21 protein-coding genes and 2 tRNA genes are annotated in these 18,871 nt (G+C 67.3%); 10 read left to right on the forward strand and 13 right to left on the reverse strand.

What is annotated here, in order from left to right; genetic code table 11:
• Positions 1 to 32: 32 nt before the first annotated feature.
• On the forward strand, positions 33 to 443 hold the full coding sequence (locus AZL_RS11470; protein ID WP_247894197.1) for a hypothetical protein: 411 nt from the start codon (positions 33 to 35) through the stop codon (positions 441 to 443).
• A gap of 88 nt (positions 444 to 531) precedes the next feature.
• On the opposite strand, the gene AZL_RS11475 is transcribed toward AZL_RS11470, so the two are convergent.
• Complete coding sequence (locus AZL_RS11475; protein ID WP_012974721.1) at positions 532 to 1,185, reverse strand: LysE/ArgO family amino acid transporter; 654 nt, start codon at positions 1,183 to 1,185, stop codon at positions 532 to 534.
• 97 nt (positions 1,186 to 1,282) lie between these two features.
• Here AZL_RS11475 and AZL_RS11480 point away from each other — a divergent pair, with 97 nt between their 5' ends.
• The 3 genes from AZL_RS11480 to AZL_RS11490 all read left to right on the forward strand — a co-directional run bounded on the left by AZL_RS11480 (position 1,283) and on the right by AZL_RS11490 (position 4,645).
• A complete protein-coding gene (locus tag AZL_RS11480) occupies positions 1,283 to 2,242 on the forward strand; it encodes a LysR family transcriptional regulator ArgP (RefSeq protein WP_012974722.1) in 960 nt (319 codons plus the stop codon).
• 60 nt (positions 2,243 to 2,302) lie between these two features.
• A complete protein-coding gene (locus AZL_RS11485) occupies positions 2,303 to 4,117 on the forward strand; it encodes a M3 family oligoendopeptidase (RefSeq protein WP_012974723.1) in 1,815 nt (604 codons plus the stop codon).
• 105 nt (positions 4,118 to 4,222) lie between these two features.
• A complete protein-coding gene (locus AZL_RS11490; RefSeq protein WP_012974724.1) occupies positions 4,223 to 4,645 on the forward strand; it encodes a bacteriohemerythrin in 423 nt (140 codons plus the stop codon).
• A 140-nt stretch (positions 4,646 to 4,785) separates the two neighbouring features.
• Here AZL_RS11490 and AZL_RS11495 read toward each other — a convergent pair.
• Together AZL_RS11495 and AZL_RS11500 are read right to left on the reverse strand one after the other, a co-directional pair.
• A tRNA-Lys gene (locus AZL_RS11495) sits at positions 4,786 to 4,861 on the reverse strand.
• A 23-nt stretch (positions 4,862 to 4,884) separates the two neighbouring features.
• Positions 4,885 to 4,960: transfer RNA gene (locus tag AZL_RS11500), tRNA-Lys, on the reverse strand.
• Between the two features lie 240 nt (positions 4,961 to 5,200).
• On the opposite strand from AZL_RS11500, the gene AZL_RS37505 reads away from it, so the two are divergent.
• Positions 5,201 to 6,742 (forward strand): class I SAM-dependent methyltransferase, encoded by a 1,542-nt coding sequence (locus tag AZL_RS37505; protein WP_012974725.1) that lies wholly within the window; start codon positions 5,201 to 5,203, stop codon positions 6,740 to 6,742.
• 44 nt (positions 6,743 to 6,786) lie between these two features.
• Here the strand turns inward: AZL_RS37505 and hisE are convergent, their stop codons facing one another.
• Positions 6,787 to 7,107, reverse strand: coding sequence for a phosphoribosyl-ATP diphosphatase (gene hisE, locus AZL_RS11510; RefSeq protein WP_012974726.1), 321 nt, complete (start codon positions 7,105 to 7,107; stop codon positions 6,787 to 6,789).
• 168 nt (positions 7,108 to 7,275) lie between these two features.
• Entirely contained in the window at positions 7,276 to 7,983 is a 708-nt protein-coding gene (gene phoU / locus AZL_RS11515; protein ID WP_012974727.1) for a phosphate signaling complex protein PhoU, read from the reverse strand.
• A gap of 218 nt (positions 7,984 to 8,201) precedes the next feature.
• On the opposite strand from phoU, the gene AZL_RS11520 reads away from it, so the two are divergent.
• The 5 genes from AZL_RS11520 (at position 8,202) to mrdA (ending at position 13,578) form a co-directional block, all read left to right on the forward strand.
• Entirely contained in the window at positions 8,202 to 8,738 is a 537-nt protein-coding gene (locus AZL_RS11520; RefSeq protein WP_371304233.1) for a TIGR00645 family protein, read from the forward strand.
• Between the two features lie 378 nt (positions 8,739 to 9,116).
• Positions 9,117 to 10,157, forward strand: a complete 1,041-nt coding sequence (locus AZL_RS11525; protein WP_012974729.1) for a rod shape-determining protein — start codon at positions 9,117 to 9,119, stop codon at positions 10,155 to 10,157.
• A gap of 93 nt (positions 10,158 to 10,250) precedes the next feature.
• The gene (gene mreC / locus AZL_RS11530) at positions 10,251 to 11,120 is read left to right on the forward strand and encodes a rod shape-determining protein MreC (RefSeq protein WP_012974730.1); all 870 of its coding nucleotides are present in this window, start codon (positions 10,251 to 10,253) and stop codon (positions 11,118 to 11,120) included.
• Positions 11,121 to 11,157: 37 nt separating this feature from the next.
• Positions 11,158 to 11,670 (forward strand): rod shape-determining protein MreD, encoded by a 513-nt coding sequence (gene mreD, locus AZL_RS11535; protein WP_012974731.1) that lies wholly within the window; start codon positions 11,158 to 11,160, stop codon positions 11,668 to 11,670.
• 18 nt (positions 11,671 to 11,688) lie between these two features.
• Positions 11,689 to 13,578: a penicillin-binding protein 2 gene (mrdA, locus tag AZL_RS11540; RefSeq protein ID WP_012974732.1), complete on the forward strand. Its 1,890-nt coding sequence runs from the start codon at positions 11,689 to 11,691 to the stop codon at positions 13,576 to 13,578.
• 41 nt (positions 13,579 to 13,619) lie between these two features.
• On the opposite strand, the gene AZL_RS36930 is transcribed toward mrdA, so the two are convergent.
• From AZL_RS36930 to AZL_RS11570, 8 genes are all read right to left on the reverse strand, one after another.
• Positions 13,620 to 13,778: a hypothetical protein gene (locus AZL_RS36930; RefSeq protein ID WP_012974733.1), complete on the reverse strand. Its 159-nt coding sequence runs from the start codon at positions 13,776 to 13,778 to the stop codon at positions 13,620 to 13,622.
• Positions 13,779 to 13,781: 3 nt separating this feature from the next.
• The gene (locus AZL_RS36935) at positions 13,782 to 14,312 is read right to left on the reverse strand and encodes a DMT family transporter (RefSeq protein WP_371304234.1); all 531 of its coding nucleotides are present in this window, start codon (positions 14,310 to 14,312) and stop codon (positions 13,782 to 13,784) included.
• A gap of 55 nt (positions 14,313 to 14,367) precedes the next feature.
• The gene (locus AZL_RS37405; RefSeq protein WP_256373222.1) at positions 14,368 to 14,502 is read right to left on the reverse strand and encodes a hypothetical protein; all 135 of its coding nucleotides are present in this window, start codon (positions 14,500 to 14,502) and stop codon (positions 14,368 to 14,370) included.
• A gap of 83 nt (positions 14,503 to 14,585) precedes the next feature.
• On the reverse strand, positions 14,586 to 15,605 hold the full coding sequence (ilvC, locus tag AZL_RS11550; RefSeq protein ID WP_012974735.1) for a ketol-acid reductoisomerase: 1,020 nt from the start codon (positions 15,603 to 15,605) through the stop codon (positions 14,586 to 14,588).
• A gap of 63 nt (positions 15,606 to 15,668) precedes the next feature.
• The gene (locus AZL_RS11555; protein ID WP_012974736.1) at positions 15,669 to 16,136 is read right to left on the reverse strand and encodes a PIN domain-containing protein; all 468 of its coding nucleotides are present in this window, start codon (positions 16,134 to 16,136) and stop codon (positions 15,669 to 15,671) included.
• On the reverse strand, positions 16,133 to 16,387 hold the full coding sequence (locus AZL_RS11560; RefSeq protein WP_012974737.1) for a type II toxin-antitoxin system Phd/YefM family antitoxin: 255 nt from the start codon (positions 16,385 to 16,387) through the stop codon (positions 16,133 to 16,135). The genes AZL_RS11555 and AZL_RS11560 overlap by 4 nt, the downstream gene beginning before the upstream one ends.
• 102 nt (positions 16,388 to 16,489) lie before the next feature.
• Entirely contained in the window at positions 16,490 to 16,996 is a 507-nt protein-coding gene (ilvN, locus tag AZL_RS11565) for an acetolactate synthase small subunit (protein ID WP_012974738.1), read from the reverse strand.
• A 35-nt stretch (positions 16,997 to 17,031) separates the two neighbouring features.
• Positions 17,032 to 18,795 carry an acetolactate synthase 3 large subunit gene (locus AZL_RS11570; RefSeq protein WP_012974739.1) on the reverse strand — a complete coding sequence of 588 codons (1,764 nt, stop codon included), beginning with the start codon at positions 18,793 to 18,795 and terminating at the stop codon, positions 17,032 to 17,034.
• Between the last annotated feature and the right edge of the window lie 76 nt (positions 18,796 to 18,871).

Here is an 18,871-nt window from a genome sequence, read left to right on the forward strand (position 1 = left end):
CGGCGTTTCTCCGGTCGGAAGGGAGAGGGAGCATGCGGCACCGCGTCAGCGACGCTCTGGTCAGGACGCTCCCGGACCGTTATGCATGGATCATGGCCGTCGATCCACCCATCACCGGGATTCGCCCGATCCTGACCGTCGTTCACGGCAACGGCGAGCGGCTGATCGTCGCCCGCCTGACCAATCTGGGCGGTGGCAGCCAGTCCAACCGCTTCGTCCTCCGCCGCGCCGATTTCCGCCCGCCCTGGGAACAGCCGGATAAGGGCTATTTCGGCTATGCCGAGGTCGCCCGCGCCCTGGACGCCAATGGCTGGCGCGGCTGCGCCATCGAAGCGATGGCGACCACCGACCTGGAGGAGCGCCGCGCCCGCCAGCTCGCCCGCAAGAAGCTGCATCTGCAATGCGTCGAGGCGGCGATCCGTCGGGCGCAGGAAGAGGCGTAGAGTGCGATCGGTTCAAACGGAATCGCCTGAACCGTGAATCGCACGAAAATCAAAAGATTGACGTCTGTACCCGCTGACATAAGGCCGCTCAGGCCCCCGCCTCCGCCGTCAGCAGCCCGGCGGCGATCGCCCACATCACCAGGGCGATGAGACCGTCCATCACACGCCAGGCCGCCGGCCGGGCGAACAGCGGGCGCAGCAGGCGAGCGCCATAGCCGAGCGCGAAGAAGAACAGGCAGGACGCCGTCATCGCTCCCAGCGCGAAGACGCCCCGCGCCTCGGCGAAGCGGGCGGAGACGGAGCCGACCAGGACCACCGTGTCGAGATAGACATGCGGGTTCAGCCAAGTCAGCGCCAGACAGGTCAACAGAACCGGCAGAAGCCCACTCCCGTTCCGGTTGGCGGCGTCGCGGTCGGCGGGCGTCAGGCCGCCGCCGCCCTGCCATGCCGACCGGGCGCTGCGCAGGCCATAGACCAGCAGGAAGGCGGCACCGCCATAGCGCATCAGCGGCTCCAGCCACGGCCAGCGCATCCCGGCACTGGCGAATCCGCTCACGCCGATCGCGATCAGCGCCGCATCGGACAGGGCGCAGGTGGCGCAGATCGCCAGCACATGCTCGCCCCGCAATCCCTGACGCAGCACGAAGGCGTTCTGCGCCCCGATGGCGACGATCAGGCTGAAGCCGAGAAACAGGCCCGGCAGGAAGGCGGCGAAGAGGACATTGGGAAGAAGGTCGGTCATCGCGATGGTCCCGGAGTCGGTGGATGTCCTTCCGCTATCACCCCACACTCCTTTGCTGTACTTAATCCTTCTTGCCCTGATGAAGTTTTCCTAATCCATGCTAGACTATCCGCTGCTGGCGGCCCTGGCCGCCGTGATCCGCACCGGCAGTTTCGAACGCGCCGCCCGCCAGTTGCACGTCACCCCGTCGGCGGTGTCGCAACGGGTCAAGCTGCTGGAGGAACGGCTCGGCACCGTCCTGGTCGTGCGCGGCCAGCCTTGCGGCGGCACCGCCGCCGGCCAGCGCCTGTGCCAGCATGTCGAGCGGGTGGCCCTGCTGGAAAGCGAACTGCGCGGCGCCCTACCCGGCCTGAACCCGGAGGACGGGCCGGTCACGCTGAGGGTCGCGGTGAACGCCGACAGCCTCGCGACATGGTTCGTCGCGGCGATGGCCGAGGCCACGGGCGGGGCGGCGGCGGGAGAGCCCGGCTGTCTGTTCGATCTGGTTCTGGACGATCAGGACCACAGCGCCGAGTGGCTGCGGAAGGGCGAGGTGCTGGCCGCCGTCACCGCCAGCGCGGCGCCGGTTCCCGGCTGCGACAGCCACCCGCTGGGCGCGCTGCGCTATCGGGCCACCGCCAGCCCGGACTGCGTGCGCCGCCATTTCGCCGATGGCGTGACGGCCGAGGCTCTCGCCCGTGCGCCCTGCCTGACCTTCAACCGCAAGGACCGGTTGCAGGCGCGATGGCTGCGTCTGGTGCTGGACGGTCGGGACCAGGAGCGACTGCCGCTCCCGCCCATCCACTGGCTGCCCTCGACGCACGCCTTCGTCGATGGCGCGCTGGCCGGGCTGGGATGGGGGATGAACCCCGAGCCGCTGGTGGCCGACCATCTGGCGGCGGGGCGTCTGGTCGAGCTGCTGCCCGGCCGGCCGCTGGACGTGCCGCTGAACTGGCAGCGGAGCCGGATCGCCGGTGCGGCGCTGACCACGCTGTCGCGCGCGGTTCTGCGGGTCGGACGGCAGGCGCTGCATCCCGTCGCCGGGGATGGCGTCGACGGACGCCGGGCGGGCGGATGAGGACTTTGCCGGCGCCGCGTGCGCGCTTATATGGATTCGACAAATCTCTGGAGGGACTCGATGACCAGCAGCGCCGCCACGGCCGCAAACGACACCCCCGATCTGGGCGCGCTTCCCACCTGGGACCTGAGCGACCTCTATCCCGGCACCGAGTCGCCGGAGCTGAAGGCCGACCTCGACCGGATGGAGGCCGAGTGCAAGGCCTTCCGCGAGCGCCATGCCGGAAAGCTGGGGACACTGACCGGCGACGAGCTCGCCACGGCGATCCGCCAGTATGAACAGATCGACGAGACGCTCTCCCGCGTCATGTCCTATGCCGGGCTGGTCTACAACGGCGACATGGTCGATCCGACCGTCGCCAAATTCTACCAGTCGGCACAGGAGCGGGTGAACGACATCTCCGCCCACCTGATCTTCTTCACGCTGGAGATCAACCGGCTGGACGAGGCCGATCTGACCGCCAAGCAGGTGGCGTCGGCGGCGCTGCGCCAGTATGGGCCGTGGCTGCGCGACGTCCGCCTGTACCGCGACCACCAGCTGTCCGACGAGATCGAGCGGCTGCTGCACGAAAAGCATGTGGTCGGCCGCGCCGCCTGGAACCGCCTGTTCGACGAGACCATCGCCAGCCTGCGCTTCCCGATGGGCGGCAAGGATCTGACCTGTGCGGAGGCGCTGAACCGCCTGTCCGACCGCAACCCCGCCGTCCGCCGCGAGGCCGGCGAGGTGGTGGGCAAGGTGCTGGGCGACAACGCCCGGCTGTTCGCGCTGGTCACCAACACGCTGGCCAAGGACAAGGAGATCGAGGACGACTGGCGCAACTACCCGATGCCGACCTCCGCCCGCAACCTGTCCAACCGGGTCGAGGATGAAGTCGTCGACGCGCTGGTCTCCGCCGTCAAGGGCGCCTATCCGGACCTGTCACACCGCTATTACGCGATGAAGGCCAAATGGTTCGGCCAGGACCATCTCGATTACTGGGACCGCAACGCCCCGCTGCCGGAGGATGCCGACCGCAGCATCCCCTGGGACGAGGCGCGTGACATCGTGCTGGGCGCCTATGGCCGCTTCTCCCCCGACCTCGCCAGCCTGGGCAAGCGCTTCTTCGACAATCCATGGATCGACGCGCCGGTCCGTCCCGGCAAGGCGCCGGGCGCCTTCGCCCACCCGACGGTGCCCAGCGTCCACCCCTATCTTTTGGTGAATTACCAGGGCAAGACGCGCGACGTGATGACGCTCGCCCATGAGCTGGGGCATGGCGTCCACCAGATCCTGGCCGGCCGCCAAGGCCATTTCCTGTCCGATACCCCGTTGACCCTGGCGGAAACCGCCTCGGTGTTCGGCGAGATGCTGACCTTCCGCGCCCTGCTGGCGGCGGAGACCGACCCGAAACGCCGCCGCATCATGCTGGCCGGCAAGGTCGAGGACATGCTGAACACGGTGGTGCGCCAGATCGCCTTCTTCGACTTCGAGCGGCGGGTCCACACCGAACGGCGCGAGGGCGAACTGACCTCGGACCGCATCGGCGAAATCTGGATGGCGGTACAGACCGAAAGCCTCGGCCCGGCGCTGCGTTTCGACGAGGGATACCGGCATTACTGGTCCTACATCCCCCACTTCATCCACTCGCCCTTCTACGTCTACGCCTATGCCTTCGGCGACTGCCTGGTGAACTCGCTCTACGCGGTCTACCAGGATGCGGAACTGGGCTTCGCCGAGAAGTATCTGGCGATGCTCTCGGCCGGCGGCACGCTGCGCCACAAGGAGTTGCTGGCTCCCTTCGGCCTCGACGCCTCCGACCCGGCCTTCTGGCAGAAGGGGCTCGGCGTCATCCGCGGTTTCATCGACGAACTGGAGGCCGGCGAGGCGAAGGCCTGACGATGGGGGTGTCTTGACCACCGTCAAGAGACCATGGCCAGAGTGCGGGTATGGTGGCCTTCGGAGCATCGTCTCCGGAGGCCATCTTTTTTGGAAGCGACCATCATGTTTGCGACCACCACGCCCGCCGCCGTCTGCACCCCCGCCACCGCGACAGAGGTCCCTCTCCTCGGCTACGCGGTCATGGACCGTGACCATGCCGATTCGGTCGCCCTGCTGCGGGCGGCCTGCGACGCGCCGTCCGGAGGGCTTCAAGCCCCCTTCGCCGCCTTCGCCAAGCATCTGCGCGAGCATTTCGCCCGCGAGAACGCGCTGATGACCCAACACGGCTTCTTCGCCCTGCATTGCCACATGGACGAGCATGCCCGCGTCCTGATGGTGGTCGCCGCCATGGAAGCCGATCTGGAGAATGGCAGGGAGGACCGCGCCCGCCTGTATGTGACCGAGCATTTCCCCGACTGGTTCCACACCCATCTGGCGACGATGGACCGGGTCACCGCGGATTTCCTGGCCCAGGCGGAGGGGTGAGAGTTCGGCAGCGGATCGCCCCCTCCCCATTCCGCCCCCGCTTCGCGGGAGAGGGGGCATCTTGCGGACACCCCGGCCCCCGGACAAAACCCCCGAAATGGAAAGGGGCCGGAACCTGCTCGGTTCCAGCCCCTTATGGATGGTGGGCGCACAAGGACTCGAACCTTGGACCCGCTGATTAAGAGTCAGCTGCTCTACCAACTGAGCTATGCGCCCATCCGTAGGAAGGTTTCAAGAGATGGTGGGCGCACAAGGACTCGAACCTTGGACCCGCTGATTAAGAGTCAGCTGCTCTACCAACTGAGCTATGCGCCCATCTCTTGATACGATGAACTTGGCTGAAGGCTTCAAGGAAATCAGCCGACTGTTCATCGCGCCGGCCAAGCCGTTGTCCCGGCCGGTGTGGCGCGGTTTATAGCGAAGGGGATCTGGCCTGTCGATAGCAAAATCGCACCCCATGTGAATTTTTTGACGCGCGCTTTTCGGTGGCCGATCTCCGCTCTCGGCGGCTAAACCGGCTCTGACGAAACGGGGCATCGGAACGGGAGATCGGGGATGGGCGGCTGGACCGAGGGCTATGTCGGCGGCATCGACTATATCCGCGCCGTCTATCGCGACTGGTCGCCGGCCCTGCTCCGCTTCGCCCTGACGCTGCGCGGCTGGCGTCCGCCCGAGGCCCTGCGCCTTGGCCGCTTCACCATGGCGGAGCCCGGCTGCGGCCATGGGCTGACCAGCGCGCTGCTGGCCGGCGCCCATCCGGCGGCGCGGTTCGAGGCGATGGACTTCAACCCCTCCCACATCGCCGGGGCTCGCCGGCTGGCCGCCGATGCCGGTCTCGGCAACGCCGACTTCCTGGAGGAGAGCTTCGCCGACTATGCCCGGCGCGACGGGCCGATGCTGGATGCCGTCGCCCTGCATGGGGTCTGGTCCTGGGTCAGCGCGGAGAACCGCGCCATCCTGCTGGACCTGCTGCGCCGCCGGCTGGCGCCCGGCGGTGTGGTGTTCGTCAGCTACAACGCCCTTCCCGGCACGCTGGCCCACATGCCGTTGCGCCGAATGCTGGTTGAACGCTGCGCCGAGGGTGACGGCGCCCTGCCCGACCGCATCGCCCGCGCGGTGGAGTTCGCCGCCCGGCTGGCGGCCCAGGGCGGTGGCTGGTTCGCCGGCACCGAAGGGGTGGTCGAACGGATCGAGCAGCTTCGCCGCAAATCGCCGAACTACATCGCCCACGAATATCTGAACGGCGACTGGACCGCCTTCTACCATGCCGACGTGGTGCGGGAACTCGCGGCGGCGAAGCTGGAGTTCGCCGGCGCCGCGGTACCGATGGAGCAGTTGCACGAGCTTGCCCTCTCCCCCGCCCAGCAGGCGCTGGCGGACGAGGCGCGCGATCCCGCCCAGGCGGAGACCCTGCGCGACCTGATGACCAACCGCAGCTTCCGCCGCGACCTGTTCATCAAGGGCGGCGAGCGGCTGGGCCCGGCCGAACGGCGCGCCCTGCTGGGCGAGACCCGCTTCACCCTGCTGGTGGATGTGGATGATTTGCCGGAGGTCGCCTCCACCCCGGTCGGCCGTCTGCCCTTCCCACGGGCGCTCCACGTCCCGCTGGCGGCGGCATTGGCCGGACCACCGCAAAGCCTGGACGCCTTGCTGGCCCGGCCGGCGCTGGCGGCACAGGGGGAGGAGGCGGTGTTGCGGGCGCTGATCCTGCTGACCAGCCTGTCGCTGGCCGCGCCGGTGATGCCGGAGGTGATGTCCGAGGGCGGGTTTGCCGAACGGAAGGCATCCTGCGACCGTTTCAACGGCGCGGTGCTGGAGCGCCACCGCTTCGGCGACACGCCGGGTCAACTCGCGTCGCCGCTGTTGGGAGCGGGCGTGCCGGTGTCACGGGTCGAGGCGCTGTTCCTGCTGGCCGCCCGGCTGGGCGAGGAGCCCGCCGCCTTCGCCTGGCGGCATCTGTCGGCCGACGGCATCGTGCTGGGGCGGGATGGCGAGCGCTGCGACGGGGACGACGCCAACCGGGCGGAACTCGCCCGCCGGCACGCCGTCTTCAGCCAACGGAGGCTGCCGCTGCTGCGGAGATTGGCGGTGGCTTAGGGAGGGATGCGGGGATGGCGCCCCGTCGCCGGCCGACCCCGGTGCTAGGCGGCGGTCTTCGGCAGCTTCTCGGCGATGCCGTACAACGCCTCGCGCCGGCGGATCTCGGCGAAGACCTCGTCGGGATGGATCTTCAGCGTCGCCCACAGGACCGACAGGTTGTAGAGCAGGTCGGCACTCTCGTTGATGACGCCCTCGCGATCCTCGTTCATCGCGTCCAACGCCACCTCGACCGCCTCCTCGCCGACCTTCTTGGCGATCTTCTTCGGGCCGGCAGCGATCAGCCGCGCGGTCTTGGACTGCGCGGGGTCCATCCGCTTGCGGTCGAGGATGGCGGCATAGAGGCGGATCAGGTCGTCAGTCATCAGACAGGTATGTCTCGCTTGCGGGCTACGGACTCATCGTTTCGATAAGACTCACGATAAGATGGAGGCTTCGCAACGAAATTACCATCCCCTATAGGCGCGGTCGCGCGCAGCGCATTGGCCTTATGCCTGCGCCGCGGGGCCTTATGCCCCGCGGCGGCGGCCGCTTCAGTCCGCCGGATCGTAGGAATGATCGGCCTTCGGGCGCTGGTCCGTCAGGGCCTGGCCGGTGCTGACGAAATAGACGACCTCGGCGATGTTGGTGGCATGGTCGCCGATGCGCTCCAGATTCTTGGCGATCATCATCAGGTGCATATGCGCGGCGAATTGGTCCGGCGCCGCCAGGGCGGAGCGTTCCACCTCCGCAACGAGGCTGGTGTAGAGCGCATCCACCTCGTCATCCGTGCTCCAGATGCGCAAGGCCGCCTCGCCGTCGGTGTCGACATAGGCGTCGATCACGGCGCTGAGCCGTTCGCGCACCAGCCGGCCGAGCTGGGGCAATCCCGCCAGCGACGCGGAGTCGGCCAGGCTGAAGATGGCGACGGCGCGCTTGGCGGTGTTGGCGGCATGGTCGCCGATGCGCTCCAGGTTGCCGGCGATCTTCAGCGCCGCGATCACCTCGCGCAGGTCGTCGGCCACCGGCTGGCGCAGGGCCAGCAGGCGCATGCAGTGGGCTTCGATGTCATGCTCGAAGGAGTCGAGCCGGGCATCCGACTCGACGATCTCGCGCGCAAGCTCGGGGTTGCGCTGGGCCAGGCAGGTCAGCGCCTGATCGATCTGCGTCTCCGCAGAGCCGGCCATCTGCACGATGGCGGATTTCAACCGCTTCAGCGCGTCCTCGAACGCGGACACGATATGCGGAGCGGAGGTCTTCATGGTCGCCAAACCCTTCCCGGCGGTCTCATCCGAAGACAAGACATATAGCGCCTCGGCGTTACGGTACGATGACAACCCCTATGACCAATGGCCAGTTCGCCCGCCTCCGGGTCGCCACCGGAAGGCCGCGGGCGAACTGCCCGATTGATTTTGCGGCGCAGCATTGCGACACATGATCCCCATCCCTTCCCACCCGAAGACGTGCCGACCCCATCATGATCGAACGCCGCTTTGAACAGATCATCTTCGCCAGCCGCTGGCTGCTCGCCCCCTTCTATCTCGGGCTGGTCATTTCGCTGGGCGCCCTGCTGGTGAAGTTCACCCAGGAGGTCCTGCACATCCTCCCCAATGTGCTGGAGATGAGCGAGAAGGACGTGCTTCTGGCCGTGCTGACCCTCATCGACCTGTCCTTCGCCGGCAATCTCCTGCTGATGGTGATCTTCGCCGGCTATGAGAATTTCGTCTCCAAGATCGACGTCGCCGACCATGAGGACCGGCCGGACTGGATGGGCAAGGTCGATTTCGGCGGGCTGAAACTCAAGCTGATCGCCTCGATCGTCGCCATCTCGGGCATCCATCTGCTGAAGGCCTTCATGAACCTGGCGCAGACCTCGCGCGATGAACTGATGTGGCTGGTCATCATCCATATGACCTTCGTCATTTCCGGCGTGCTGCTGGCCTGCATGGACCGGCTGGAGGGCCATCGCGCCCCGACGCCCAAAGCGGCCGGCAAATCCGGGGCGGACCACCACTGATCCCCGGCCACTGATCCCCGGCCGGGCAGGCGCCGGGCGACCGGCAGAAGGCTATTGCGGCGCAGCATGGACCGGGATAGACAGCGTGTCGTCACTCCGGCCAGCGGGGCTTTCGGCGGATCGCAACGGGCTTGACCGTCAGGCTTTGTCCGTTGACGGAAATTTAACCCTGACCCGCCACTGTCCCGGTCACCAGACACCATGCCGCGGCGGTCACCGGTCCAACCGGAACCCGCTTTCGTTGCAGGGATCAGGGCGGCCGGGCGCACTCTCCGCTTGAGCGTGCGGGCGCATTCGACTATGGAACCGGGGGCGGGCGTGCTATGCCAGTCCGTCGGCTCGGCCGTCTCAACCGCTTTGATAGAGTTCGTCAGCTCCATGCTCTCCAAACTGCTCGGCGTGCTGTCCGCCGACATGGCGATCGATCTGGGGACGGCCAACACCCTGGTCTATGTCAAGGGCCGCGGCATCGTCCTGAACGAACCGTCCGTCGTCGCCATCGCCAACGTGCGCGGCAAAAAGCAGGTTCTCGCCGTCGGTGACGAGGCGAAGATGATGCTTGGCCGCACCCCCGGCAACATCCAGGCCATCCGGCCGCTTCGCGACGGCGTCATCGCCGATTTCGAAGTCGCGGAGGAAATGATCAAGCATTTCATCCGCAAGGTTCACAACCGCCGCAGCTTCGCCAGCCCGCAGGTCATCATCTGCGTCCCGTCGGGCTCGACCGCGGTGGAACGCCGGGCGATCCAGGAATCGGCGGAGGCCGCCGGCGCCCGCCGTGTCTTCCTGATCGAAGAGCCGATGGCCGCCGCGATCGGCGCCGGGCTGCCGGTGACCGAACCGACCGGATCGATGGTCGTCGACATCGGCGGCGGCACCACCGAGGTGGCCGTGCTCTCGCTGGGCGGCATCGTCTATTCGCGCTCCGTCCGCGTCGGCGGCGACAAGATGGACGAGGCCATCATCGGCTACATCCGCCGCAGCCACAATCTGCTGGTCGGCGAAGGCTCCGCCGAGCGGATCAAGAAGGAGATCGGTTCCGCCTGTCCGCCCGAGGACGGCGAGGGCCGCATCCTGGAGATCAAGGGCCGCGACCTGATGAACGGCGTGCCGAAGGAGCTGATCATCTCCGAACGGCAGATCGCCGAGTCGCTGGCCGAACCGGTATCGGCCATCGTCGAGGCGGTGAAGGTGGCGCTGGAGCACACCGCTCCGGAACTGGCCGCCGACATCGTCGACAAGGGCATCGTGCTGACCGGCGGCGGCGCCCTGCTGGGCAATCTGGACTTCGTGCTGCGTCACGCCACCGGCCTTCCGGTGTCGATCGCCGACGATCCCCTCTCCTGCGTGGCGCTCGGCACCGGCCGTGCGCTGGAGGAGATGAAGACGCTGCGAAACGTCTTGGTCAGCGCCTACTGATTGGTGTATCCCTGGTTGGAAGGCCTCCGGTCCCCCGCTCATCCCTCGCGGTGAGGACCGGAGACGGACCGCGTATCTGGACGGGAATTTCCTGTGAAGCCACGCTCATCCGGCTCCGTCATCCGCCTTGCCGCCCCCTTGCGGGCTCTCGCGCAACGCTTCTCCTTCCTCCTTCTGGTGCTGGCCTCCGTCGCCCTGATGATGGTCGGCAAGATCGAGTCCGTCTCGGTGGACAGCGCGCGCGCCAGGGTGACCGATGCCTTCGCCCCCATCCTGGACGCCATCTCACGCCCGGCGGCGACCGCGGCGCGCGTCGTCGAATCGGCGGTGGAGCTCGAGAACGCCTTCGACGAGAACCAGCGGCTGAAGGCGGAGAACGCCCGTCTGCTGCAATGGAAGCAGGCGGCCCTGCGGCTGGAGGCCGAGAACAACAGCCTGCGCAGCCTGCTGCGGGTCCACCCCGAACCGGCGGTCAACTACATCGCCGCCCGCGTGATCGCCACCCCCGGCAGTTCCTTCGTCCGCACGCTGGTGGTGACCGCCGGCAAGCGCGACGGGGTGCGCAAGGGACAGGCCGCCCTGGCGGGCGCCGGTCTGGTCGGCCGGGTGATCGAGGTCGGCGAATGGTCGTCACGCGTGCTGCTGCTGACCGACATCAACGCCCGTATTCCGGTGATCCTGTCGAACACGCGCCAGCGCTCGATCCTGGCCGGCGACAATTCCGACCAGGCCAAGCTTCTCTATCTGCCGCCGGATTCGCCGATCCAGGTGGGCGAGCGGGTGGTGACCTCGGGCGATGGCGGGCTGTTTCCTCCCGGGCTGCCGGTGGGCGTGGTGACCGCGGTGAGCGAGCGCGGCGTGCGGGTCCTGCCCAGCGCCGACTTGTCGCGCATCGAGCATCTGCGTCTGGTCGATTTCGGCCTGCCCAGCACCGATCTGGAGTCGTCGCCGGAGTGGAAGTAAACCCGACGGACCGTCGACCGGCCTGGGGATTGCCGACATGACGGCGACATTCTGGCAGAAGATCGACAAGACCGGGCGCAATCTGGCGCCCTTCGCCGTCACGGTGATGATGGTGCTGATCGGCATGATCCCGGTGCCGGCCCCCGGCTATGCGCCGGTGGCGCCGAACCTGACGCTGGTCTCGGTCTATTACTGGACGATCCACAGGCCTGACCTGATGCGTCCGGGGGTGGCCTTTCTGATCGGGCTGCTGCAGGATTTCCTGGTCGGCGGGCCGCTGGGCGTCAATGCGCTGCTGATGGTCGTCGCGCAATGGGCGGTGCTGAACCAGCGCCGGGTGTTCCTGGCCAGCACCTTCTCCCTGCTGTGGTTCGGCTTCACGCTGGTGATGGCGGGCGCCGTGCTGCTGCAATGGCTGGCCTTCTCGGTGCTAGACGCCGCCGCGCTGTCGATCCTGCCGGCGCTGTTCCAGGGACTGCTGACGGTGGCGGCGTTTCCTGCGGTGGGGTGGCTGCTGATCCGCGTCCATCGCGCGTTCTTGAATGGGTAAAGGGTCCCGACGGGTCTCATGAGTTCGATCGATCGCGACACCGACCGTTCCCGCCTGCTGGCGCGCCGCGCCCTGGTTCTGGGCGGGATCAAGCTGGCCGGGCTGTCCGCGCTGGTCGGCCGTCTCTATTATCTTCAGGTCGTCGAGTCGGCGCGCTACACCATGCTGGCGGAGGAGAACCGCATCAGCCTGCGGCTGATCGCCCCCTCGCGCGGCACCATCGTCGACCGTTTCGGCGTGCCGCTGGCGGTCAATCAGCAGAATTACCGCGTCGTCGTCGTGTCGGAACGGACCCACAACATCCAGGAGACGCTCGACAAGATCTCCCGCATCGTGCCGCTGACCGATGGCGACCGCCGCCGGGTCCTGCGCGAGCTGCACCGCAAGCGCCGTTTCGTGCCCGTCACGGTGCGGGAGAATCTGAGCTGGGAGCAGGTGGCGACGCTGGAGACCAACACCCCCGACCTGCCCGGCGTGGCGATCGAGGTCGGCGAGCTGCGCTACTACCCGCAAGCGGACGCCACCGCCCATATCCTGGGCTATGTCGGCGCCGTGTCGGAGTCGGAGCTGAGCGGCAACAGCGATCCGGTGCTGTCGCTGCCCGGCTTCCGCATCGGCAAGGCCGGCATCGAGAAGTTTCACGAGAAGGTTCTGCGCGGCACCGCCGGCACCAGCCAGTTGGAGGTCAACGCCGTCGGCCGCGTCATCCGCGAGCTGTCGCGCGACGAGGGGCAGCCGGGCCGTGAAATCCAGCTGACCATGGACATGGCGCTTCAGCGCTTCGTGCAGGAGCGGCTGTCGCAGGAGACCAGCGCCTCGGCCGTGGTGATGGATGTCCACACCGGCGGCATCTACGCGCTGTGCTCCCACCCCAGCTACGACCCCAACCAGTTCACCATGGGCATCAGCGCCGAGTTGTGGGAGGAGCTGCTGTCCAACCCGGCGACGCCACTGAACAACAAGGCGGTGGTCGGCCAATATCCGCCCGGCTCCACCTTCAAGATCGCGGCGGCGCTGGCCGCTCTGGAATCCGGCATCGTCAGCAACCGCCACACCGTGTTCTGTCCCGGCTATCTTGAACTGGGCGACCACCGCTTCCACTGCTGGAAGCGCGGCGGTCACGGCACGGTCGATTTCGTCGGCGCGCTGCGCCATTCCTGCGACGTGTTCTTCTATGACGTGTCGCGCCGCATCGGCATCGACCGCATCGCCGAGATGTCGAACCGGCTGGGTCTGGGCAGCCGCACCGGCATCGACCTGCCGCATGAGCGCGCCGGCCTGATCCCCTCCATCGCCTGGAAAAAGGCGACGCTGGGCAAGGGCTGGGACATGGGCGAGACGCTGGTCGCCTCCATCGGCCAGGGCTATGTGCTGACGACGCCGCTGCAACTGGCGGTCATGACCTGCCGGGTCGCCAATGGCGGCTACGCGGTCAAGCCGCACCTGACCAAGCAGATCAAGGCGGTCAGCGGCGAACAGACCGCCTGGCCCGGCATCGGCGTGAAAAAGGAGAATCTCGACATCGTGCTGCGCGGCATGACCGAGGTGGTGAACGCCCCCAACGGCACCGCCTACAAGTCGCGCATCACCGAGGTCGGCTATGAGATGGCCGGCAAGACCGGGTCGGCCCAGGTCCGGCGCATCACCATGGCCCAGCGCGCCGCCGGCCTGAAGAAGCAGGACGAGATCCCCTGGCGCGAGCGCGACCATGCCCTGTTCGTCGCCTTCGCCCCGATCCAGGCGCCGCGCTATGCCTGCGCCGTCTTCGTCGAGCATGGCGGCGGCGGCTCCACCGCGGCGGCGCCGATCGCCCGCGACATCCTGCTGGAAACCCAGAAGCGCGACCCCGGCCGCGCCGCCGTCGCCGAAACCCCGCCACCGCCGGATGCCGGAGAGCCGCGGGGCTGACCCGGCCCCATCCTCTCCCCAACAGGCTCAACCCGCCACGCTCAACCGCGCCGGCCGGCCGGAATCGTCATAGCCGCCACCCCCAGCACCACCGCGGCGCAGCCGGCGAGAACGGCGGGCTCGGGGGTTTCGCCGAGCAGCAGCACGCCGATGCCGACGCCGATCGGCACCCGCAGATAGGCCTGCGCGGTAGTGGGCACCGATCAGAGGCTGTCGACCAGACGGAAATAAAGAACAAACGCCAGCGCCGTCGAGAAGACCGACAGACCGGCGAGCGCCAGCAGCGAGGGACCGGACGGCGCCAGGGTCCAAGGGCGGTCGACCACCACGCTGATCGGCAGCAGAAGCGCAGCCCCGCACAGCAGCGACCCGGCGGCCGGCATGATCGGATCCAGGCCCTTGAACGCCCGGCCATAGATGGCCGCTCCGGCATAGCAGACGGTGGCGAGGATGATGGCGCCCTGGGCCGGCAGATCACGGCCGATTTCGTCCACCGCCCCCACCCCAACCGCCTTCCCGACGGTCAGCTCCTCGTGCCGGGTGAGCAGAAGCGTGATCAGGAACGCGAAGATCGGCGTGGTGACGTTGAGGATGACGGCCGTCCCGGCCTCCACCGTCCGTTCGGCCCAAGCGATCAGGGTGAAGGGCAGGACGCTGTTCAGGCAGGCCTGGACCAGGAAGCGGCGCCATACCGCCGGATCCCGCGGCAGGGACAGGCCGCGCCAGCGGATGATCCCGCCCGCCCGGCCCGAAGGACCAGGCGCTGCGGACGGCGCGCACCTGCTACGATCATCTGGCCGGACGGCTGGGTGCGGCGCTGCTGACCTGTTCGCTGGACCGCGGCTGGATCGCCCGCATCCCCGACAGCCGCGCGGTCATGATCACCGACGCCGGCACCCTGGCCTTCTCGACGATTTTCGCCATCGCCCCGGACCAGTTGACCCCCAAATGAAAAGCGCGCCCCCGAAGGGACGCGCTTTCCCGCGAACCGGCAGGCTGTCGCCGGATCAGTTCTTCGACTTGTCGACCAGACGGCGCTCGGCGATCCACGGCATCATGGCGCGCAGCTTCTCGCCGACCTTCTCGATCTCGTGCTCGGCGTTGCGGCGGCGGATCGCCTTGAAGGACGGCTGGCCGGCCTTGCATTCCAGCATCCAGTCGCGGACGAAGCGGCCTTCCTGGATGTCGGTCAGCACGCGCTTCATCTCGGCCTTGGTCTCAGGCGTGATGATGCGCGGGCCGGTGCGGTAGTCGCCATATTCGGCCGTGTTGGAGATCGAGTAGCGCATGTTGGCCATGCCGCCCTCATACATGAGGTCGACGATCAGCTTCACCTCGTGCAGGCACTCGAAATAGGCCATCTCGGGGGCGTAGCCCGCCTCGACCAGCGTCTCGTAGCCGGCGCGGATCAGCTCGGTCAGGCCGCCGCAGAGCACGGCCTGCTCGCCGAACAGGTCGGTCTCGCACTCTTCCTTGAAGGTGGTCTCGATGATGCCGGCGCGGCCGCCGCCGTTGGCCGAGGCGTAGGACAGGGCGATGTCCAGCGCGTTGCCCGAGGCGTTCTGGTGCACGGCGACCAGCGACGGCACGCCGCCGCCACGCTGGTATTCGCTGCGCACGGTGTGGCCGGGGCCCTTCGGCGCGATCATGAACACATCGAGGTCGGCGCGCGGCTCGATCAGGTTGAAATGGACGTTCAGGCCGTGGGCGAAGGCCAGGGCGGCGCCCTGCTTCATGTTCGGGGCCAGATCGTCCTTGTACAGGTCGGCCTGCAACTCGTCCGGGGTCAGAACCATCACGACGTCGGCCCAGGCGGCGGCTTCGGCCGGGGTCATCACGGTGAAGCCGGCGGTCTCGGCCTTCTTGATGGTGGCCGAACCGGGGCGGAGCGCGATCCGCACGTCCTTCACGCCGCTGTCACGCAGGTTGTGGGCGTGGGCGTGGCCCTGGCTGCCGTAGCCGACGATGACGACCTTCTTGCCCTTGATCAGGTTGACGTCGGCATCACGATCGTAATAGACGCGCATGGAGATGGTTCCTTAAATTTCACTAGCCGGGTGTTGAACGAAGCGATTAGTGCGCGGGGCGGATTACTCCATCGGCGGCAAGGCCGCGTCAAGCAAAAGCCGTCCGTCCACGGTGAAGGGGTTCAGGAAAGTGACGCCGCCAAGCCGCCGTCCGCCCTGAAAATCTTCGGACACAAGATACTTACAGCCATACGCATCGGCGTTCGCCCATAAGACCGCATCCCAGATTTGCAAGCCATGCGCGGCTACGGCTTCGAAGGCGCGCCGGAAGGCGTCACTGGCGACAGGAAGACGTTCGAAGGTCTGCTCATAGTCGCGAACCAGGTCCAAGGCTTCGGCCGGCGGCAGGATTCGCTTGCGGGCCAGCGACGCGTAAAGCTCACACAGCACCTGCCCAGCGATCAGCACAGGGGAACCCGCTGTCGCCGCCCTCTCCAGCAAGTCCAATGCAACCGCATATTTATCCGGATCACGCTGGTCGGCCGCATAGAACAGGATGTTCGTGTCAAAGCTGACAAAGGACGGCCTCATGGCAGGGAACCGCGCTCATGCAGATCGTCACGGGTCCAGTCACGGCCACCCAGGTCATAGCCTTTGCGCAGCTTCTTCAGCAGCCGCTCGCCTGCCAGCCTCCGGCGCTCCTGATCGGAAACCGCTTCGGTCGCCGAAAGCCGCGCCACCGGCGTGCCGTTCTCGGTCAGGACGATCTCCTCGCCGCGCTTCGCGGCTTCGATCAGCGCGCCAAGCTGGTCCTTGGCCTCTTCCACCGACAGCATCTTCATGACCGTTCCCCGCCGCTCGCCGTCCGGCCTGCGCCGGCCAGGACATCCTAACCCAGAACGGGCCGGACGGCGATGGAGCCCGAAGAGAGCCTCCGGGGAGCGTCAGAACGCCGCCGGCCCCTTCGACATGGCGACCACGCCGGTGCGGCTGGCCTCGACGAGACCGAGCTGGGTCATCAGGCCGACGAAATCATCGACCTGCTCGGTGGTGCCGGTCAGCTCGAAGATGAAACTGGTCAGCGTCGCGTCCACCACCTTGGCCTTGAAGATGTCAGCCAGGCGCAGCGCCTCGATCCGCTTGTCGCCGGTGCCGGCGACCTTGACCAGCGCCAGCTCGCGCTCCACCGACGGCCCCTCGTCGGTCAGGTCATGGACGCGGTGGACCGGAACCAGCCGGCCGAGCTGCGCCTTGATCTGCTCGATGATCATCCGGGTGCCGGAGGTGACCAGCGTGATGCGCGACAGATGGTCGGCGTTGTTCACCTCCGCCACCGTCAGGCTTTCGATGTTGTAGCCGCGGCCGGAGAACAGCCCGATGACGCGGGCGAGCACGCCCGGCTCATTGTCCACCAGCACGGCGATGGTGTGCTTTTCGATCACGTTTTCCATGAGACCCGTCTCCCCGTTCGTTCGTCGTCAGCCGATCAGACCAGCACCATGCCGTCTTCCGGCGTGGCGTCGGACGGGCTGTCTTCCGGACCGAACAGGATCTCGTTGTGGGCCTTGCCGCCCGGAATCATCGGGAAGCAGTTCTCCTTCGGATCGACGGCGATGTCGATGATGCAGGGGCGGTCGGTGACGGCTAGCATCTTCTCGATCACCTCGTCGACCTCGGCCACCGTGGTGGCGCGCAGGCCGACGCAGCCCCAGGATTCCGCCAGCTTCACGAAGTCCGGCAGGGCTTCCGAGTAGCTCTGGGAATAGCGCGAGCCGTGCAGCAGTTCCTGCCACTGGCGCACCATGCCCATATATTGGTTGTTCAGGATGAAGATCTTGACCGGCGCGCGGTACTGCACGGCGGTGCCGATCTCCTGCATGTTCATCAGGAAGCTGGCCTCGCCCGACACGTCGACGACGATGGCGTCGGGGTGGGCGAGCTGGGCGCCGATGGCGGCCGGCAGGCCGTAGCCCATGGTCCCCAGCCCGCCCGAGGTCATCCAGCGGTTGGGCTGGTCGAAGGGCAGGAACTGGGCGGCCCACATCTGGTGCTGGCCGACCTCCGTCGTGATGTAATGGTCCTTGCCGCGCAGGGCCTCGCGCAGCCGCTCCAGCGCGTATTGCGGCTTGATGACCGATTCGGTGCGGTTGTAGTTCAGGCAGTTGCGGGCGCGCCAGCCTTCGATCTTGCTCCACCATCCCTTCAGCGCGGCCTTGTCCGGCGACTTGGCCCGCGCCTTCCAGATGCGCAGCATGTCCTCCAGCACGGCTCCGCAATCGCCGACGATCGGGATGTCGACCGCGACGTTCTTGTTGATCGAGCTGGGGTCGATGTCGACATGGATCTTCTTGGACCCCGGCGAGAAGGCCGACAGCTTGCCGGTGACGCGGTCGTCGAAGCGGGCGCCGATGTTGATCATGACGTCGCATTCGTACATGGCGAGATTCGCCTCGTACGTGCCGTGCATGCCGAGCATCCCCAGCCACTGGCTTTCGGACGCCGGGAAGGCGCCCAGCCCCATCAGGGTCGAGGTGATCGGATAGCCGGTGGCCTTGACGAACTGGGTCAGCAGCTTGGCGGCGAAGGGGCCGGCGTTGATGACGCCGCCGCCGGTGTAGAACACCGGCCGCTTGGCGTTGGCGATCAGTTCCACCGCCTCCTCGACGCGGGCGATCTCCGGCTTCACCTGCGGCCGGTAGGTCTTGTGTTTGACCTCCGCCGGCGGGACATAGGTGCCGTCGGCGAACTGCACGTCCTTGGGCACGTCGATCAGCACCGGGCCGGGACGGCCGCTGCGCGCGACATAGAAGGCCTCGTGCAGGGTACGGGCCAGATTGTCGACATCCTTCACCAGATAATTGTGCTTGGTGCAGGGACGGGTAATGCCGGTGGTGTCGGCCTCCTGGAAGGCGTCGTTGCCGATCAGGTGGGTCGGCACCTGGCCCGACAGGCAGACGATCGGAATGCTGTCGCACAGGGCGTCCAGCAGGCCGGTCACCGCGTTGGTGGCGCCGGGGCCGGAGGTCACCAGCACGCAGCCGACCTTGCCGGTCGAGCGCGCGTAGCCCTCCGCCGCGTGAACCGCGGCCTGCTCGTGGCGTACAAGGACATGCTTCAGGTCGTTCTGCTGGAACAGCGCGTCGTAGATGGGAAGTACGGCGCCGCCGGGATAGCCGAAGATGATGTCAACGCCCTGATCCTTCAGGGCCTTGATGATGATCTGGGCGCCGGTCAGCTTCTGTTCGGACATCGGTCACGACCTTCTCATGTGGGCGCCTCCTCTAGGGCGCCCGGTTCCTTGGGAACACCAACCCCGCCGGGAGAGG

Source organism: Azospirillum sp. B510, from assembly GCF_000010725.1.
GTDB lineage: Bacteria > Pseudomonadota > Alphaproteobacteria > Azospirillales > Azospirillaceae > Azospirillum > Azospirillum lipoferum_B.

What these genes read in the sequence shown, in the direction of transcription:
- AZL_RS11555 (WP_012974736.1), bottom strand. Translation starts at nt 16,136, where the DNA reads ATGAGGCCGTCCTTTGTCAGCTTTGACACGAACATCCTGTTCTATGCG.
- AZL_RS11475 (WP_012974721.1), bottom strand. Translation starts at nt 1,185, where the DNA reads ATGACCGACCTTCTTCCCAATGTCCTCTTCGCCGCCTTCCTGCCGGGC.
- AZL_RS11470 (WP_247894197.1), top strand. Translation starts at nt 33, where the DNA reads ATGCGGCACCGCGTCAGCGACGCTCTGGTCAGGACGCTCCCGGACCGT.
- hisE (WP_012974726.1), bottom strand. Translation starts at nt 7,107, where the DNA reads ATGACTGACGACCTGATCCGCCTCTATGCCGCCATCCTCGACCGCAAG.
- AZL_RS11560 (WP_012974737.1), bottom strand. Translation starts at nt 16,387, where the DNA reads ATGAAGATGCTGTCGGTGGAAGAGGCCAAGGACCAGCTTGGCGCGCTG.
- AZL_RS37505 (WP_012974725.1), top strand. Translation starts at nt 5,201, where the DNA reads ATGGGCGGCTGGACCGAGGGCTATGTCGGCGGCATCGACTATATCCGC.
- AZL_RS11480 (WP_012974722.1), top strand. Translation starts at nt 1,283, where the DNA reads ATGCTAGACTATCCGCTGCTGGCGGCCCTGGCCGCCGTGATCCGCACC.
- AZL_RS11485 (WP_012974723.1), top strand. Translation starts at nt 2,303, where the DNA reads ATGACCAGCAGCGCCGCCACGGCCGCAAACGACACCCCCGATCTGGGC.
- AZL_RS11525 (WP_012974729.1), top strand. Translation starts at nt 9,117, where the DNA reads ATGCTCTCCAAACTGCTCGGCGTGCTGTCCGCCGACATGGCGATCGAT.
- mrdA (WP_012974732.1), top strand. Translation starts at nt 11,689, where the DNA reads ATGAGTTCGATCGATCGCGACACCGACCGTTCCCGCCTGCTGGCGCGC.
- AZL_RS11570 (WP_012974739.1), bottom strand. Translation starts at nt 18,795, where the DNA reads ATGTCCGAACAGAAGCTGACCGGCGCCCAGATCATCATCAAGGCCCTG.
- AZL_RS37405 (WP_256373222.1), bottom strand. Translation starts at nt 14,502, where the DNA reads ATGGCGAAAATCGTCGAGAAGGCCAGGGTGCCGGCGTCGGTGATCATG.
- phoU (WP_012974727.1), bottom strand. Translation starts at nt 7,983, where the DNA reads ATGAAGACCTCCGCTCCGCATATCGTGTCCGCGTTCGAGGACGCGCTG.
- mreD (WP_012974731.1), top strand. Translation starts at nt 11,158, where the DNA reads ATGACGGCGACATTCTGGCAGAAGATCGACAAGACCGGGCGCAATCTG.
- ilvN (WP_012974738.1), bottom strand. Translation starts at nt 16,996, where the DNA reads ATGGAAAACGTGATCGAAAAGCACACCATCGCCGTGCTGGTGGACAAT.
- AZL_RS11490 (WP_012974724.1), top strand. Translation starts at nt 4,223, where the DNA reads ATGTTTGCGACCACCACGCCCGCCGCCGTCTGCACCCCCGCCACCGCG.
- ilvC (WP_012974735.1), bottom strand. Translation starts at nt 15,605, where the DNA reads ATGCGCGTCTATTACGATCGTGATGCCGACGTCAACCTGATCAAGGGC.